The organism is Cupriavidus alkaliphilus (assembly GCF_014191175.1).
Taxonomy (GTDB): Bacteria; Pseudomonadota; Gammaproteobacteria; order Burkholderiales; family Burkholderiaceae; genus Cupriavidus; species Cupriavidus alkaliphilus.
Map to the genome: position 1 here is coordinate 54,663 of NZ_JACHWE010000007.1, position 15,254 is coordinate 69,916.

The 15,254-nt window shown below is 68.7% G+C and carries 14 protein-coding genes; 6 read left to right on the plus strand and 8 right to left on the minus strand.

Annotation, left to right across the window (positions count from 1 at the left end; genetic code table 11):
• Positions 1–9 precede the first annotated feature (9 nt).
• The 7 genes from gltS to FHX60_RS21660 form a co-directional block, all read right to left on the minus strand.
• The gene (gltS, locus tag FHX60_RS21630) at positions 10–1,200 is read right to left on the minus strand and encodes a sodium/glutamate symporter (RefSeq protein ID WP_183284572.1); all 1,191 of its coding nucleotides are present in this window, start codon (positions 1,198–1,200) and stop codon (positions 10–12) included.
• A gap of 172 nt (positions 1,201–1,372) precedes the next feature.
• Positions 1,373–2,539, minus strand: a complete 1,167-nt coding sequence (locus FHX60_RS21635) for an ABC transporter permease (protein WP_092311047.1) — start codon at positions 2,537–2,539, stop codon at positions 1,373–1,375.
• A 15-nt stretch (positions 2,540–2,554) separates the two neighbouring features.
• Positions 2,555–3,709, minus strand: a complete 1,155-nt coding sequence (locus FHX60_RS21640) for an ABC transporter permease (RefSeq protein WP_183284573.1) — start codon at positions 3,707–3,709, stop codon at positions 2,555–2,557.
• 12 nt (positions 3,710–3,721) lie between these two features.
• On the minus strand, positions 3,722–4,414 hold the full coding sequence (locus FHX60_RS21645) for an ABC transporter ATP-binding protein (RefSeq protein ID WP_183284574.1): 693 nt from the start codon (positions 4,412–4,414) through the stop codon (positions 3,722–3,724).
• A gap of 10 nt (positions 4,415–4,424) precedes the next feature.
• Positions 4,425–5,639: an efflux RND transporter periplasmic adaptor subunit gene (locus tag FHX60_RS21650; RefSeq protein ID WP_183284575.1), complete on the minus strand. Its 1,215-nt coding sequence runs from the start codon at positions 5,637–5,639 to the stop codon at positions 4,425–4,427.
• 191 nt (positions 5,640–5,830) lie between these two features.
• Positions 5,831–6,190, minus strand: a complete 360-nt coding sequence (locus FHX60_RS21655) for an ArsR/SmtB family transcription factor (protein ID WP_112776364.1) — start codon at positions 6,188–6,190, stop codon at positions 5,831–5,833.
• Positions 6,171–6,635 (minus strand): SRPBCC family protein, encoded by a 465-nt coding sequence (locus FHX60_RS21660; protein ID WP_112776365.1) that lies wholly within the window; start codon positions 6,633–6,635, stop codon positions 6,171–6,173. Before FHX60_RS21660 ends, FHX60_RS21655 begins: the two co-directional genes overlap by 20 nt.
• Before the next feature lie 336 nt (positions 6,636–6,971).
• On the opposite strand from FHX60_RS21660, the gene FHX60_RS21665 reads away from it, so the two are divergent.
• The 6 genes from FHX60_RS21665 to FHX60_RS21690 all read left to right on the plus strand — a co-directional run bounded on the left by FHX60_RS21665 (position 6,972) and on the right by FHX60_RS21690 (position 13,890).
• Positions 6,972–8,297, plus strand: a complete 1,326-nt coding sequence (locus FHX60_RS21665) for an MFS transporter (protein WP_183284576.1) — start codon at positions 6,972–6,974, stop codon at positions 8,295–8,297.
• A gap of 3 nt (positions 8,298–8,300) precedes the next feature.
• Positions 8,301–8,480, plus strand: a complete 180-nt coding sequence (locus FHX60_RS21670) for a hypothetical protein (RefSeq protein WP_183284577.1) — start codon at positions 8,301–8,303, stop codon at positions 8,478–8,480.
• The gene (locus FHX60_RS21675; protein ID WP_183284578.1) at positions 8,470–9,828 is read left to right on the plus strand and encodes an AtzE family amidohydrolase; all 1,359 of its coding nucleotides are present in this window, start codon (positions 8,470–8,472) and stop codon (positions 9,826–9,828) included. The genes FHX60_RS21670 and FHX60_RS21675 overlap by 11 nt, the downstream gene beginning before the upstream one ends.
• Positions 9,829–9,997: 169 nt before the next feature.
• Complete coding sequence (locus FHX60_RS21680; RefSeq protein WP_183284579.1) at positions 9,998–10,984, plus strand: Bug family tripartite tricarboxylate transporter substrate binding protein; 987 nt, start codon at positions 9,998–10,000, stop codon at positions 10,982–10,984.
• 26 nt (positions 10,985–11,010) lie between these two features.
• Positions 11,011–12,519 (plus strand): N-acyl-D-amino-acid deacylase family protein, encoded by a 1,509-nt coding sequence (locus FHX60_RS21685; RefSeq protein ID WP_183284580.1) that lies wholly within the window; start codon positions 11,011–11,013, stop codon positions 12,517–12,519.
• 33 nt (positions 12,520–12,552) lie between these two features.
• Positions 12,553–13,890 carry an aspartate aminotransferase family protein gene (locus FHX60_RS21690; RefSeq protein WP_183284581.1) on the plus strand — a complete coding sequence of 446 codons (1,338 nt, stop codon included), beginning with the start codon at positions 12,553–12,555 and terminating at the stop codon, positions 13,888–13,890.
• Between the two features lie 192 nt (positions 13,891–14,082).
• Here the strand turns inward: FHX60_RS21690 and FHX60_RS21695 are convergent, their stop codons facing one another.
• The gene (locus FHX60_RS21695; RefSeq protein WP_183284582.1) at positions 14,083–15,174 is read right to left on the minus strand and encodes a methyl-accepting chemotaxis protein; all 1,092 of its coding nucleotides are present in this window, start codon (positions 15,172–15,174) and stop codon (positions 14,083–14,085) included.
• Positions 15,175–15,254: the final 80 nt, after the last annotated feature.

Consider the following 15,254-nt stretch of genomic DNA (forward strand, 5'->3'; position numbering starts at 1 on the left):
GCCCCCATCTCAGCCCCCGATCAGCGGCAGCGCCAGCATCATGGTCAGCACGAACGCGTTCATCAGGTCGACGAAGAACGCGCCGGCCAGCGGCGTGATCAGGTAGCTGGTGGGCGCCGGCCCGTAGCGCGCGGTGATGGCGCGCATATTGGCCATGGCGGTGGCGGTCGAGCCCATGTTGAAGCCGATGAACGCGGCCGAGCTGACCGCGGCTTCGTAGTCGCGCCCCATGAAGCGGAAGCACACCAGCACCACGTAGAGGATGATGAACACCACCTGCATGGCGATGATCAGCAGGAACGGACCCGCGGACATCGCCACGTCGGCCAGGTCCAGCGCCATCATCGTCATCACCAGGAACAGCGACAGGCAGACATTGGTGATCAGGTCGGTGGCGCGGTCGTCGAAGCGCATGCCGGCAAAGGGCAGCAGGTTGCGGATGGCGATGCCGAGCATCATGCACCAGAGGAAGCCCGGGATGGTGATGGCGCCGGTCGGCATCTGCGCGGCGATCCAGCGTCCGCCGATCACCGCGGCCAGGATGCCGGCCAGCGACGCCAGCGCCCCCACGGTGGTGATGGGCGAGACCGCCGCCGCTTCGTCCTCGGTGTCGCCGGCTTCGCGCGCGGTCGAGCGCAGCCGGTAGCGCGAGATCAGGTATTGCGCCACCGGTCCGCCGATGATGCCGCCGACGACCAGGCCGACGGTGGCCACCGTCATCGACAAATCCATCACCGCCTGCAGGTTGTTGACCTCGGCAAAGCGCTCGGCATAGGCGGCGCCGGTGCCGTGCCCGCCCACCAGCGTGATGGAGCCGCTCACCAGGCCGAAGATCGGATGCAGGTCCAGCACCCGCGCCATGGCCACGCCCACCACGTTCTGCACCACGATATATGGCAGCAGGATAACCAGGAAGATCACCAGCGCCTTGCCGCCGCGCTTGAGCATGCGCAGGTCGGCGCAGAGGCCGACGCCGCCGAAGAACATCAGCAGCAGCACCGGCTTCATGCCGGGATCGATCACCACGCGGAAGTTCACCGCGGCCATCGCCGTCGACGCCACGATCGCAAACAGCAGGCCACCGGTGACGGGATCGGGGATGTTGTAGCGCGACAGCACGCCGACGCTGCGGTTGACCAGCGTACCGATCAACAGCACCACCACGGCTGTCAGCAATGAGGCCAGCAGGTCAAGGTTCATCGGGGGGCGTCCTGACGCGTAGCATGCATCACTACGGGTTGTAGTCGGACACCGGGGAGAAGGCAAGGAAAGGATGGGGCCGCGCACAGCGCTGAAGGCTCTGGAATGCCGACGCGGTACTCCCTCTTCCGCAAGCGCGAGAGGGGAGCAAACTGGCAGGGAAGCATCAGCCTCAACGCGCCCGCAGCGCGTCCACGATATTCATCCGCGCCGCCCGCACCGCCGGCAGGAATCCCCCCACCAGCCCCATCGCCATCGAGAACGCCAGGGTCTGCAGCGCAATGGCCGGGGTCAGGATAAAGCGGAACGACAGGTCGGCGAAGGTCTGGAAGTTGGTGGTCGAGAACGAGGCAAACTGCATCAGCGCCGCGCACGCCAGGCCCGCGGCGCCGCCGACCAGGCCCAGCAGCGCCGCTTCGGCCAGGAACGCGGCCAGCACGCTGGCGCGCTGGAATCCGAGCGCGCGCAGCGTGCCGATCTCCGCCACGCGGTTGGCCACCGAGGCGTACATGGTGATCATGGCGCCGATCATTGCCGCGACCGAGAAGATGGTAGAGAGCGTGAAGCCCAGGATATTGATAAAGCCGGACAGGGCCTTGGACTGGTCGCTGTAAAACGCCTGCTCGCGCTTGGCCTCGTCGGCAAGGCGCGGATCGACGTCGAGATCGGCGCGAAAGCGCTCGAACAGCGCGGAATCGGCCAGCCTGACCACCATCGACGAATACGAATTGCGCCGGAACGATTGCATCAGCTGGTCCACGTCGCCCCAGATCTCGGAGTCAAAGCCGCTGCCGCCGGCATCGAAGTGGCCGACCACGGTCCAGTCGCGTTGCGCAAAGCGCAGGTGCTCGCCGAGCTGCACGCCGGCAAAGCCGCCGGCGATGCTGCTGCCGACGATGATCTCGGACGAGCCCGGCCGGAACATGCGCCCGGCCACCAGCCGCACCTGCGGACGCAGGTCCATGCCGGGCGGCGAGATGCCGCGGATCACCACGTTGGACGGCTGGCCGGTGCTGGCCTTGGTCAGCGAGATCAGCACCACGGCCTCGCGCGACGCCAGCGGCCGGCCGGCGCCGCTCATGGCCACGGCGGGGTGCATCTCGATGATGCTCGCCTGGTCGCGGTTGACCGCGCTCTGGATCTCGGTCTCGGCGCCCTTGCGGATCACCACCACGTTGTCGTGTTCGCCAGTGGTGACCAGGGTCTTCTTCAGGCCGGCGTCGAGCATCAGCATGGTGGCGAAGACGAACACCACCAGCGCCAGGCCGGCCGCGGTCAGCGCGGTGGTCAGGCGGCGGGCCCACAGGTTGCGCGCGATATAGGTCAGCGGGATGGCCATGGCGGTCCCCTCGCGCTAGCCGATGGCCCGCAGGCCCTCGACGATGCGCACGCGCGCCGCCTGCACCGCCGGCACGATGCCGGCAAAGATGCCCACCGCCAGCGCGCACGCCGCCTGCAACTGCATGGTCTGGGGCGATACCGTGAACACCGGGAACACGCCGCCCACCGCCTGCTTGAAGGCGGCGGCCATCGGCGGCGTGGCCAGCATGCCGAGCGCGCCGCCGGCCACGCACAGGGCCAGCGATTCGCCAAATACCAGCAGCGCCAGGAAGCCGGGGCCGAAGCCCAGCGCCTTGAGCGTGGCGTATTCCACGGTGCGCTCGCGCGCGCTCATCGCCATGGCATTGGCCATCACCGCCATGATGATCACGATCACTACGTACGACACCACGCGGATCGCCGCGATGATCTGGTTGGACATCGCGACAAAGCCGAGCTGGAAGGCCTGCTCGGTTTCGGTCAGGGTTTCGGCCAGCGAATTGCGGAACACGCCGTCGACCTGGCGCGAGATCGCCGCGGTGTTGTCGGGGTTGCCGACGCCCAATATATAGACGCCGACCTGGTCGGCCTGGCGCGGGGTGCGCTTGCGCACGGTCTCGTTCAGGTATTCCCAGTGGAACACCATCTGGCGTGTGATGGTGCTCTCGTCGCGCCCGTCCATGATGCCGCGCACCACGAATTCCCAGGTGCCGGGGTAGATGGTGCCCTTGATGGGGATCACGTCGCCGACCTTGAAGCCGAACTGGTCGGCGAGCTGGCGTCCCACCAGCGCGCCCTTGCGGTCGCGCTGGTAGTCGGCGCGCTGCGCGTCCGGGACGATGAATTCAGGGTAGAGGTCGAGGTAGTTGTCGGAGACCGCGAACTGCGCGAAAAAATTCTTGGGATCGCGATAGATCCCGCCGAACCAGTTCGAGCGCGCCACCATCGTCACGCCGTCGATCCCTTTGATGCGGCTTTCGTAGCTGAGCGGCAGCGGAAACACCAGCGAGATGGCATTGCGCGTGACCAGCCGCGCGCTGGAGGCGGCCGAGGCCCCGGCGTACCAGGCGTCGATCACGGTCTGCAGCAGCCCGAACGCCAGCACCGCGATCACCAGCCCGAACACCGTCAGCGTGGTGCGCAGCTTGTGCCGCAGCGCATTGCGGGCGATCAGCTTGAGCGCGTACATGGTGAATGGAGGCTACGCCGGCTCGCCACGGATCAGCTCCCCTTTCTCCAGGTGCACCAGCGAGCCGGCCGCGGCGGCGGCGTGCGCGTCGTGCGTGACCATGATGATGGTCTTGCCGGCATCGGCGTTGAGCCGCTGCATCATCGCCAGGATCTCGGCCGCCGAGGTGCGGTCGAGGTCGCCGGTGGGCTCGTCGGCGACGATCAGCGCGGGGTCGGTGATCAGCGCGCGCGCGATCGCCACGCGCTGCTGCTGGCCGCCCGACAGCTCCGACGGATAGTGGCTCATGCGGTCGGCCAGGTTGACCATGTCCAGCACCAGTTCCACGCGCGCACGCCGCTCCGCGCGCGGCAGGCGCGTCAGCATCAGCGGCAGCTCGACGTTCTCGAATGCGGTCAGCACCGGCATCAGGTTGTAGAACTGGAAGATAAAGCCGACATTGGCGGCGCGCCAGTCGGCCAATGCCGCTTCGGGCAGTTGCGTAATATCCAGCCCGGCGACGCGCAGCGTGCCGCGGTCCGGCCGGTCGATGCCGGCAATCAGGTTCAGCAGCGTGCTCTTGCCGGAGCCGGACGGCCCCATCAGCGCGACAAAGTCGCCTTCGTCGATTTCCAGCGAGATATCGGTCAGCACCGGCACGGTCTGCACGCCGCGCCGGTACGACTTGGCAACGTGGTCGATCTGCACCAGCGGGGCGGCGCTCATGCGGCCCTCCTCATGGCTTGGCGGTGCTGACGCGGCTGCCGTCGCCGATCTGGTCGCCTGGCGACAGCACCACCACGTCGCCAGGCTTGACGCCCTGCACGGCGACCAGCTCGCCCAGCTTGTCGCCGGTCTTGACCGTCATCTCGTGCGCCTTGCCGTCCCTGACCACGTAGACCACCTGGCGGCCGTCGCGCGTGGCGATCGCGGCCGGCTGCACCGCAACCACCGGCTGGCGGTCCTGCGCGGTGGCCGCGCGCGACAGGAAGGCAATCTTGGCGCTCATGTCCGGCAGCACGCGCGCATCGCGGTCGACGAAGCGCACCTTGACCAGCACGGTGGCCTTGGAGCGGTCTACCGTCGGCACGATGCGCGAGACCTGCCCGGCCAGGCGCAGGCCGGGCAGGGCGTCGAGCAGCAGCTCGCAGGGCTGGTCGACGCGGATCCTGGCGATATTGGCTTCGGCAACATCGGCTTCGACCTCCAGCGTTTCCATGTCGGCGATGGTGACGATGGCGCCCTTGGTGTCGGCCGCGGCCGAGAAGGGCGTGATGTTGTCGCCCACGTTGGCATGCTTGACCAGCACCACGCCGTCGAACGGCGCGCGCACCACGGTCTGCTCGACCGCGACCTCGGCCGCGCGCGCATTGGCCCGCGCCGACGCCACCGAGGCGCGCGAACTGTTCACCGACGCCCGTGCCTTGTCGAAGCGCGCCACGTCGGCGTCGTACTGGGTGCGCGAGATCGCGTTCGGCACGATCAGCACCCTGGAGCGGCGCAAGTTCACCTCGGCGTCCTTCAGCTCGGCCTGCTGCAGCGCCAGGTTGGCCTGTGCCACCTGGACCTGCGCCTGCGCCTGCGCGAACGACGCGGCCACGTCCTTGCTTTCCAGCCGCGCGATCACCTCGTCCTTCTTCACGCGCGAGCCTTCGAGCACGCCCAGCCATTCCAGCCGGCCCTGCGCTTTCGACGCGACCGCCGCCTTGCGCTGCGGCACGACATAGCCGGTGGCGTTCAGCAGCGTGAAGTTCTGCGTGGGGTAGGCGGAGGTAACGGTGGCGGTCTGCACCGGCCGCGGGCCGGCCAGCCGGATGGCAATGCCGGCCAGCGCCAGCAGCACCACCGCGACGGCCGCGTAGCGCACCCATCGGCGCCGCGGGCGGATATGGACGCCGGACGCGGCGGCTTGCCGGTCGATCTTGAGCCTGGACAGGTCGTGGTCAGCCACTGCGCGCTTCCTTTCGCTGGAATGGGCGGGGGGCTGTCAGTATAGCGGTGATGCCGCGGGACCACGTGACCGTCGAGGCAGCCAAACGACGCTTGTTTGCTCCCTCTCCCGCTTGCGGGAGAGGGTTGGGGAGAGGGCGGGAGCATCCACAAGCGGGAGAGGGGAGCAAGCGGGCGAGGGGAGCCAACCAGCTAATGCTCGCCCTCCACCGCCAGCTTCAGCTTGCCCAGCGCAAACTCCCACTGCCGCCCGATCGCCTCCAGCGACCGGCGCGCGGCATCGAGCTGGCCGGGCTCGAACTGCCACAGGCGCTCGCGTCCGGCGCGGCTGTCGTGCACCAGCCCGGCCTGCGCCAGTACCTGCAGGTGCTTGGTCACCGCCTGCCGCGTCATCGCGCTGCCCGCCGTCAGTTGCGCGATCGACATCGCGCCGCCGGCGCACAGCGCCGCCACCAGCCGCAGGCGGGTTTCGTCGCCAAGCGCGGCAAACACCGTGGCCGACTGCCGCAGCGCCGGCGCGTCCGGCAGCGCCTCAGGCAGTGCCGGCAACATGCTCGCGGATATTGTTGACCTGCGCGTCCCAGCCGCCGCTGTTGATGCGGAAGGCTTCCTGGCGGCGTTCGGGCGGGATCCGGTCAAAGCCGGACTCGACCACGGTCAGCATGGTCCCGCCTTCCACCTCGCGCAGCGTGAATTCCACCAGCGTGGCCGGCTCGTCCGAGTAATCGCGCCCGCGTTCCAGCGGCGCCGGATGCCAGCGCCACGACAGCAGCCGTTCCGGCTCCATGCGTTCGACGTGGACGTCGAACTTCAGGTATTCGTAACCCGGATAGGTGATGCTGCCCACCACGCGCTCGCCCGGGGCGAAGGTGGCGCCGTCGAAGCGGACGCCGAACCAGCTGCCGAAGGTATCGGCATCGGTCAGCGCGTGCCAGACGCGCGCAACGGGGGCTTCGATCAGGATGCTGCGTTCGATGCGGTCGGTTTCTGTGGGCATGTCCGGTCTCCTGTGCAAGGCGTTGCGTGCAACGCTGTGGTTGCAGGTTAGGAGATCGGCGCGGAAAGCGCAACCAAATGGTTGCTTTTCGTCCCGGACAGCGGTGCTTACAGGTCGAGCACCAGCCTTTGCCCCCTGCAGCGCGATACGCACGCAGGTCTTGGGCGGCAGGTATTGCCGCCCTGTTTCGTTGTGGGGCCGTTCCCGTCATCCGGCACCACGAAAATATCGTTTGTTTCAGTGTAAACCATGCTGGAACGTTTGTTTCATTGCCGGCTATGATGGCATCTCCTGGCGCCGGCCCCCCGCGCGCCTGTACACGGAGGAGAATCCATCATGTCCCTGGCCAAGCCAGCCATGCCCCAGGCGCCGGGCCACGCCGGCGCGCTGCCAGACGCCGCCGACACGGCGTTCGCCAAGGTCACGCGCCGCATCGTGCCGTTCATCGTGCTGTGCTATTTCTTCAGCTACCTTGACCGCGTCAACGTGGGGTTTGCCAAGCTGCAGATGCAGCAGGCGCTGGGGCTCAGCGATGTGGTATACGGCCTGGGCGCAGGCATCTTTTTCTGGGGCTACATGCTGTGCCAGGTGCCCTGCAGCCTGCTGATCTACCGCTTCGGCATGCGCCGCTGCATGGCGGCCATCATGATCCTGTGGGGGCTGGTCTCGGCCGCGACCATGTTCGTGACCACGCCGGTGGAGTTCTACGCCGCGCGCTTCCTGCTGGGCGTGACCGAAGCCGGCTTCTTCCCGGCCGCGGTGATGTACCTGAACAAGTGGTACCCGGCCGACCGCCAGTCGCGCATCATGTCGATCCTGTTCCTGGCAATGCCGCTGGGCATGGTGCTGGGCGGGCCGTTGTCCGGCGCGCTGATGTCGGCCACGCATGACCTGCACGGGCTCGACGGCTGGCAGTGGATGTTCCTGATCGAGGCGCTGCCGGCCATCCTGCTGGGCCTGCTGCTGTTGCGCATGCTGCCCGAAGCGCCGGAGACCGCGCCCTGGCTCACGCCGGCCGAGGCCGCCACCATCACGAGCACGCTCAGCACCGAGAACGCGAAGAAGAACACCCGCTTTATCGCCGCGCTGAAGTCGCCGATCCTGTGGGTGCTGATGGCGATCTGCCTGCTGTTCAATATCGGCAACTACGGCCTGGTGTTCTGGCTGCCGACCATCATCCAGTCCACGGGCATGTCGTCGCCGCTGGAGATCGCCATGCTGACCGCGATCCCTTACGCGGTGGCCTGCGTCGTCATGAATCTCAATGCCGCGCATGCCGAGCGCACCGGCGAGCGGCGCCTGCATTCCGCGCTGCCGCTGCTGGTGGCTGCCGTCGGCATGTGGGCCAGCACGCTGTTCCCGCACGACACGGTGCTGGCGATGGTGTTCCTGACCATCGGCATCTCCGGCCTGATGGCCACCCTGTCGATGTTCTGGGGCCTGCCTGGCCGCGTGCTGGCCGGCACCGCCGCGGCCGGCGGCATCGCCATGATCAACAGCGCCGCCAGCCTGGCCGGCCTGATCGGCCCGGTGCTGATGGGCGGCATCAAGCAGAGCACCGGCAGCATTTCGCTGGGCGTGCTGGCGCTGGCCGGGCTGATGCTGGCCGCGGCGGTGCTGATTCTGGCGATCCCGCGCCAGCTGATGCAATCGCGGAGCTGAATCATGGTGAATGCCTACGACAGCGATCCCGCCGGCCTGGCCGCGCAAGCCGCGGCCAACCTGAAGGGGCCGGTCGCGCCGCACGATTGCGAGCAGGCCGCGGCGCTGCTGGCCGGCATGGCGGCGATGGTGGCGGGCCTGCGCGACGCGCTGGCGCGCGAGGCGGGGCAGCATGGCGGCTGACATCCTGAGCGCGGCGGCCATGGCGGCGCAAGTGCGCAGCGGCGAACGGCCTGCCACCGCTCTGGTGCGCGACGCCTTGCAGCGCGCCGAAGCCGCCGCGCCGCTCAACGCCTGCTCGGCGCTGCTCGCGCACAGCGCGCTGGCGCAAGCGGCGGCGCTGGACCGCCGGCGCGCCGGGGGCCAGCCGATGCCGCCGCTTGCCGGCGTGCCGTTCGTGGTGAAGAACCTGCTGGACGTGCGTGGCCATGCCACCCTGGCCGGGGCCGAGCCACGCGCGCAGGATCCGCCGGCCACGCGCCATGCGGATGCCGTCGAGGCACTGGTGGCGGCGGGCGCGGTGCCGGTCGCGCTGGCGGCGATGGACGAATACGCGTGCGGCGCCACCGGCGAGAACGTGATCGGCGGCCCGGTGCGCAACCCGCTCGACCCCTTGCGCATCACCGGCGGTTCGTCGGCGGGCACCGCGGCGCTGGTGGCGGCCGGCGTGGTGCCGTTCGGGCTGGGCTCGGACACCAATGGCTCGATCCGCGCGCCGGCCGCGTTCTGCGGCATCTGGGGGCTGCGCCCCACCACGGGCCGGCTATCGCTGCGGGGATGCGTGCCGTATGCGCAGAGCCTGGATACGGTCGGACCGATGGCGGGTAGCGCCGCTGACCTCGCGCTGGCCTACGCGGCCATGCTCGGCGTTGATGCGCCGGAGGCTGCGCAGCGCCATGGCCGCCCGACGACGTTGCGCGTCGGCGTGCTCGGCCGAGGCTTTGCCGATTTTGCCGAGCCCGCGGCGCAGTCCGCCGTGCTGCGCGTGGCCTCAGCCTTCGGCGCGGTGCGCACCATCGACCTGCCCGACGCGGACGCCGCGCGCAACGCAGCGTCGGTGATCTCCGCCTATGAAGTCGGACGCAACCACCAGGCCATGGATTTTTCGACGCGCCATGGCGGCTATGGCGCCTTCGTGCGCCAGCGCATCCTGGCCGGGCTGGCCATGCCGCGGGACTGGTATGACATCGCGTGCCGGTACCAGTCGTCGTGGCGACAGCGGTTGCTGGCGCTGTTCGATGACGTCGACCTGCTGCTGGCGCCTTCGACACCCTATGCGGCAACGCCGATCGGCGCTGATGTTGTCGAAGGTGTTGGGCGCATCTACCGGCCTCGTGCCGATGCCGGCCACATGACGCGGCCGTTGTCGCTGGCGGGCCTGCCGGTGGTGGCCGCGCCTTGCGCGGGCGAAGGCTTGCCAGTGGGCATCCAGATCGTGGCACCGCCGTGGCGGGAAGGCCTGGCGCTGGCGGCAGGGCATTTCCTCGAGGCACAAGGCCTGTGCAGCAGGGCTGTGCCTCGATCGCTGTAACGTTTGTTTCATGACGAATGACCGTTACGGGAAGCACTCTGGCCGCGAACGCGTATCCGGTTTGTTTCGTTTCTATGATGAAAGAAACAAATGTTGCATTGATCGCGGTCGTGCACCTATACTGCAAGCGCATCACCGCGCGAACCCAGCTACTGAACGGGATACCGACATGCAAAAACAAAGACAGCAACGGAGGCGGTCGCTGGCTACCCTGTTGTGGCTGGGCGCGGCAGTCCTGGCTGGCCCCGCTGCGGCAGACACCTATCCGGCGCGTCCGATCCGTCTGGTGGTGCCGTCGGCGGCGGGCGGCAGTCCGGACGTGCTGATGCGCGCGCTAGGCGCCGAGGCCGCCAAATCGCTCGGCCAGTCGTTCGTGATCGACAACAAGCCCGGCGCTTCGGGCGTGATCGGCATCTCGGAGCTGGAGCGCGCCACGCCCGACGGCTACACGCTCGGCTACGCCAACAACGTCACGCTGTCGATCAACAAGAGCACCTTCCGCAAGCTGCCGTACCGGCCCGATGCCTTTGTGCCGGTAGTGCTGTTGTTCAAGGTGCCGAACGTGATCGCCGTCCGTCCGGACATGCCGGTGAAGACCTTTGCCGAGCTGGTGGCCCACATCAAGGCCAACCCGGACAAGGTCACCTACGCCTCGCCCGGGCAGGGCACGTCCGGCCATCTCACCGGGCAGCTGCTGGCCGACAAGGCGGGGCTTGCCTGGACCCATGTCGGCTACAAGGGCAGCCCGCAGGCCGCCACCGATGTGGTGGGCGGACAGGTCAACGTGCTGATCGACAACATGCCGACCATCCTGCCGCTGATCAAGGCCGGCAAGCTCAGGCCGCTGGCCGTGACCAGCCTGGCACGTGCGCCGCTGCTGCCGGCGCTGCCCACCATCGCCGAGTCCGGCGTGCCCGGCTTCGAGGGCGTGGCGTGGGGCGGCCTGGTGGCGCCGCAAGGCACCCCCGCCGGCGTGGTGGCCAGGCTCAACGGCGCCTTCAACCGCGCGCTGGCGGATCCGGCAATTCGCGAAAAGTTCGCCGCACTGGGCGCCGAGCCGGTCGGCGGCACGCCGCAGGCGCTGGCTGGCTATGCCGCGCAAGAAACCGACAAGTGGGCTGCGGTGGTCAAACAGGCCGGCATCGCGCCGCAATGAGCCCGCCAGCAAGACAAGGATTGACCATGGCATCACAACCCGCCGCGCCCCGGCGTGCCGACCTGATCTTCCGCAACGCCACGGTCGTGGACGGCACCGGGACCGAACGCCGCCTGGCCGATGTCGCCGTCGCGGGCGACCGCATCGTTGCCGTGGGCGACTGCGGCGGCATCGCCGCGGACCATACCGTCGACGCCACCGGCCGCGTGCTGGCGCCGGGCTTTATCGACGCGCATACGCATGATGACGGCTACCTGCTGGTGCACCGGGACATGACGCCCAAGGTGTCGCAGGGCATCACCACGGTGGTGACCGGCAACTGCGGCATCAGCGTGGCGCCGCTGCTCAGCGGCGCGCCGCCGCAGCCGCTGGACCTGCTGGGCCCGCCCGCGCTGTTCCGCTTCGATACCTTTGCGCAGTGGCTCGACGCGCTGCGCGCGGCGCCCGCCAACGTCAACGTGGTGCCGCTGCTGGGGCACTCCACGCTGCGCGTGCGCGCGATGCCGGAACTGGACCGTCCTGCCAATGACGCGGAGATCGCCGCGATGCGCGAGGAGGTCGGGCTGGCGATGGAGGCGGGCGCCTTCGGGGTGTCGACCGGCACTTTCTATCCGCCGGCAGCTGCGGCCACCGGAGCGGAAATCATCGCCGTGTGCGAGCCGGTCCGCACCCATGGCGGCCTCTACTCCACCCATCTGCGTGACGAAACCGATGCCATCGTGCCGTCGATCGAGGAGGCGCTGCGCATCGGCCGCGCGCTGGACTGTCCGGTGGTGTTCTCGCACCACAAGGTGGCGGGCAAGCGCAACCATGGCCGCTCGGCCGAAACGCTGGGCCTTCTGGCCGAGGCCGCGCGCCTGCAGCCGTTGTGCCTGGACTGCCATCCCTATCCCGCGACCTCGACCATGCTGCGGCTGGACCGCGTACGCCAGTCCACGCGCACGCTGATCACGTGGTCAACCGGCTATCCCGCGGCGGGCGGTCGTGACTTCCACGAGCTGATGCAGGAGCTTGGGCTGGATGAGGAGGCGCTGCTCGCCAGGCTGCGTCCCGCGGCGGCGATCTACTTCATCATGGACGAGCGCGACGTCGCGCGCATCGCGCAGTTCCCGCTGACCATCTTCGGCTCCGATGGCCTGCCGTTCGATCCGCGCCCGCATCCGCGCCAGTGGGGCACCTTCCCGCGCATCCTGGCGCGCATGGTGCGCGAAGACCAGCTGATGACGCTCGAGGCCGCGATCCACAAGATGTCCGGGCTGGCCGCGCAGCAATACGGCCTGCAAGACCGCGGCCGTATCGCCGTTGGCGCGTTTGCCGACCTGGTCCTGTTCGATGCGCAGCGCGTGCAGGACCGCGCCACCTTTGAAGACCCGCTGCAGCTCAGCACCGGCATCGACGGGGTCTGGGTCAACGGCGCGCAGGTCTGGCAACAGTCCGCCGGGGGCGAAGACAGCACCGGCAGTGCGCGCCCCGCTTTCTCCGGTCGCGTGCTGCGGCGCGTTGCCACCCACAATCCTTTCGCCGCGCGCCGCTGACGCGCGGCCGGGCACTGCCACCACCCTCTCATCATGACCCACGTATTCCATCGCAATCCGCGCCAGCAGTTGCCCGTTGCCGTTGCCGGGCAGGGCATCGAACTGATCGACAGCACCGGCCGGCGCTACCTGGACGCCTCCGGCGGCGCCGCCGTGTCGTGCCTGGGGCACGGCCATCCGCGCGTGATCGAGGCGATCAAGGCGCAGCTCGACACCATCGCCTACGCGCATACCTCGTTCTTCACCACCGAGGTGTCGGAGACGCTCGCCGAAACCCTGGCGCAGGCCGCACCCGGCGATCTCGATCATGTCTACTTTGTCTCGGGCGGCTCCGAGGCGGTGGAATCGGCGCTGAAGCTGGCGCGCCAGTATTTCGTCGAGATGGGGCAGCCGGCACGCCGCCACTTTATCGCGCGCCGCCAGAGCTACCACGGCAATACGCTGGGCGCGCTGGCGATCGGCGGCAACGCCTGGCGGCGCGAGCCGTTCCTGCCGCTGCTGGTGCCGGCGCACCACGTGTCGCCGTGCTATGCGTACCGGGACCGGCTCGCGGGCGAGACCGACGCGCAATACGCCCAGCGCCTGGCCGACGAACTGGAAGCGAAGATCTTGGACCTGGGCCCGGAAACCGTGGCGGCATTCGTCGCCGAAACCGTGGTGGGCGCCACCGCCGGCGCGGTGCCGCCGGTAGGCGACTACCTCAAGCGCATCCGCGCCGTATGCGACAAGTACGGTGTATTGCTGATCCTCGATGAAGTGATGTCAGGCATGGGCCGCACCGGCTACCTGTTCGCGTGCGAAGAGGACGGCGTGGTGCCGGACATCGTCACCATCGCCAAGGGCCTGGGCGCCGGCTACCAGCCCATCGGCGCAATGCTGTCGACGCGCCGGATCTATGACGCCATTGTCGGCGGCAGCGGCTTCTTCCAGCACGGTCACACCTATATCGGCCATGCCACGGCCTGCGCGGCGGCCCTGGCAGTGCAGCGCACCATCGTCGAGGACAAGCTGCTGGCCAACGTGCTGGCCCGCGGCGAGCAGCTGCGCAGCCGGCTGCGCGAGGCGCTGGGCGAGCACCCCAACCTGGGCGACGTGCGCGGACGCGGCCTGTTCGTCGGCGTGGAGTTCGTCGCCGATCGCGACAGCCGGGCCACGCTCGATCCGGCCCTGAAGACGCATGCGCGGCTGAAAGCCGCCGCGATGCAGAACGGGCTGCTGGTCTATCCGATGGGCGGTACCGTCGATGGCGTGCATGGCGACCACGTGCTGTTCGCACCGCCGTTCATTTGCACGCCGCGGGATATCGACAACATCGTCGAGCGCTTTGCCGCGGCGGTGCAGGCGGTGCTGCCGGCGAGCGTTGCGGCTTGATTCACTGAAAGGGCCACCTTGCGGGAGAGGGAGTACACAGTCGGTCGTGATGCCTGGGCGGCATCTGCGCCACGGCTCCCCTGACCTGCGCGATGCTGATCTGGACGCTGCGACGATCCTGCCGTTGAGGGCTGGCTCCGGCAATTCAACTTGTTTGAGCCCCAGCTATAAAGCCAGTGCCGGCCCTCAATCCTACAGCCTGAATTCTCCCACCACCTGCTGCAACTCCGTCGCCCGCCCAGCCAGTTCCTGCGACGCACTGGCCGCCTGCTCCACCAGCGCCGCATTCTGCTGCGTCACGGTGTCCATCTGCGCCACCGCCTGGTTGACCTGCGCGATGCCGGCGCTTTGCTGTTCCGACGCCGCGGTGATCTCGCCCAGCAGCCCGGTGACGCTGGCCACCGCCTGGACGATCTCCTGCATGGTTGCGCCGGCCTGGCCCACCAGCGCCGAGCCGCTGTCCACCTGCTGCACCGAATCGTCGATCAACTGCTTGATCTCGCGCGCCGCGGCGGCGCTGCGCTGCGCCAGCGTGCGCACCTCGCCCGCGACCACGGCGAAGCCGCGGCCCTGTTCGCCCGCGCGCGCGGCTTCCACCGCGGCGTTCAGTGCCAGGATATTGGTCTGGAAGGCGATGCCTTCTATCACTTCGATGATGTCGGTGACCTTGCGCGAACTGGCGCTGATCGCCGACATGGTCTGCACCACGTTGCCCACCACCTCGCCGCCGCGCGCGGCGATGCCCGAGGCGCTGGCTGCCATGCCGTTGGCGGCGCGGGCGCGTTCGGTGTTCTGCTGCACCATCGCGGTGAGCTCGCCCATGCTCGACGCCGTTTGCTGCAGCGCCGCGGCCTGCTCTTCGGTGCGTTGCGACAGGTCGGTATTGCCGGCGGCAATCTGGTGCGAAGCGTCGGTAATGGAATCGGTGGCGGTGCGGATGCGTGTCACCAGGTCGGTCAGCATGTCTTCCATCTCGCCCAGGCCGCCCAGCAGCCGGCCGAACTCGCCGCCGCGTTCGGTGTTGAACTCCTGGCTGAGGTCCCCCGCGGCCACGGTTTCGGCGATGTGGACGGCTTCGGACAGCGGCGCCTCGATGCCGCGCGCCAGCGCCCAGACCCCGCCCACCGCCACGCACAGGCCTGCGGCGGCCAGCGCGATCAGCAAGCGCCGGGCATCGGCGGCTTCCTGCATGCGCGGCAAGGCCACCGCGATCCCGATCGCCATCAGCGACCACATGGCGCCAAACGCCGCGCCCAGGCGTAAGCGAATCCCCAGGTTCTGCATGTCAGTCTCCCGTGTCCATCCTAATGCGACCCTATTGCTTAACGGTCGGGAGGGGCGAGGGCTTTAGCAGATTCCTGGGA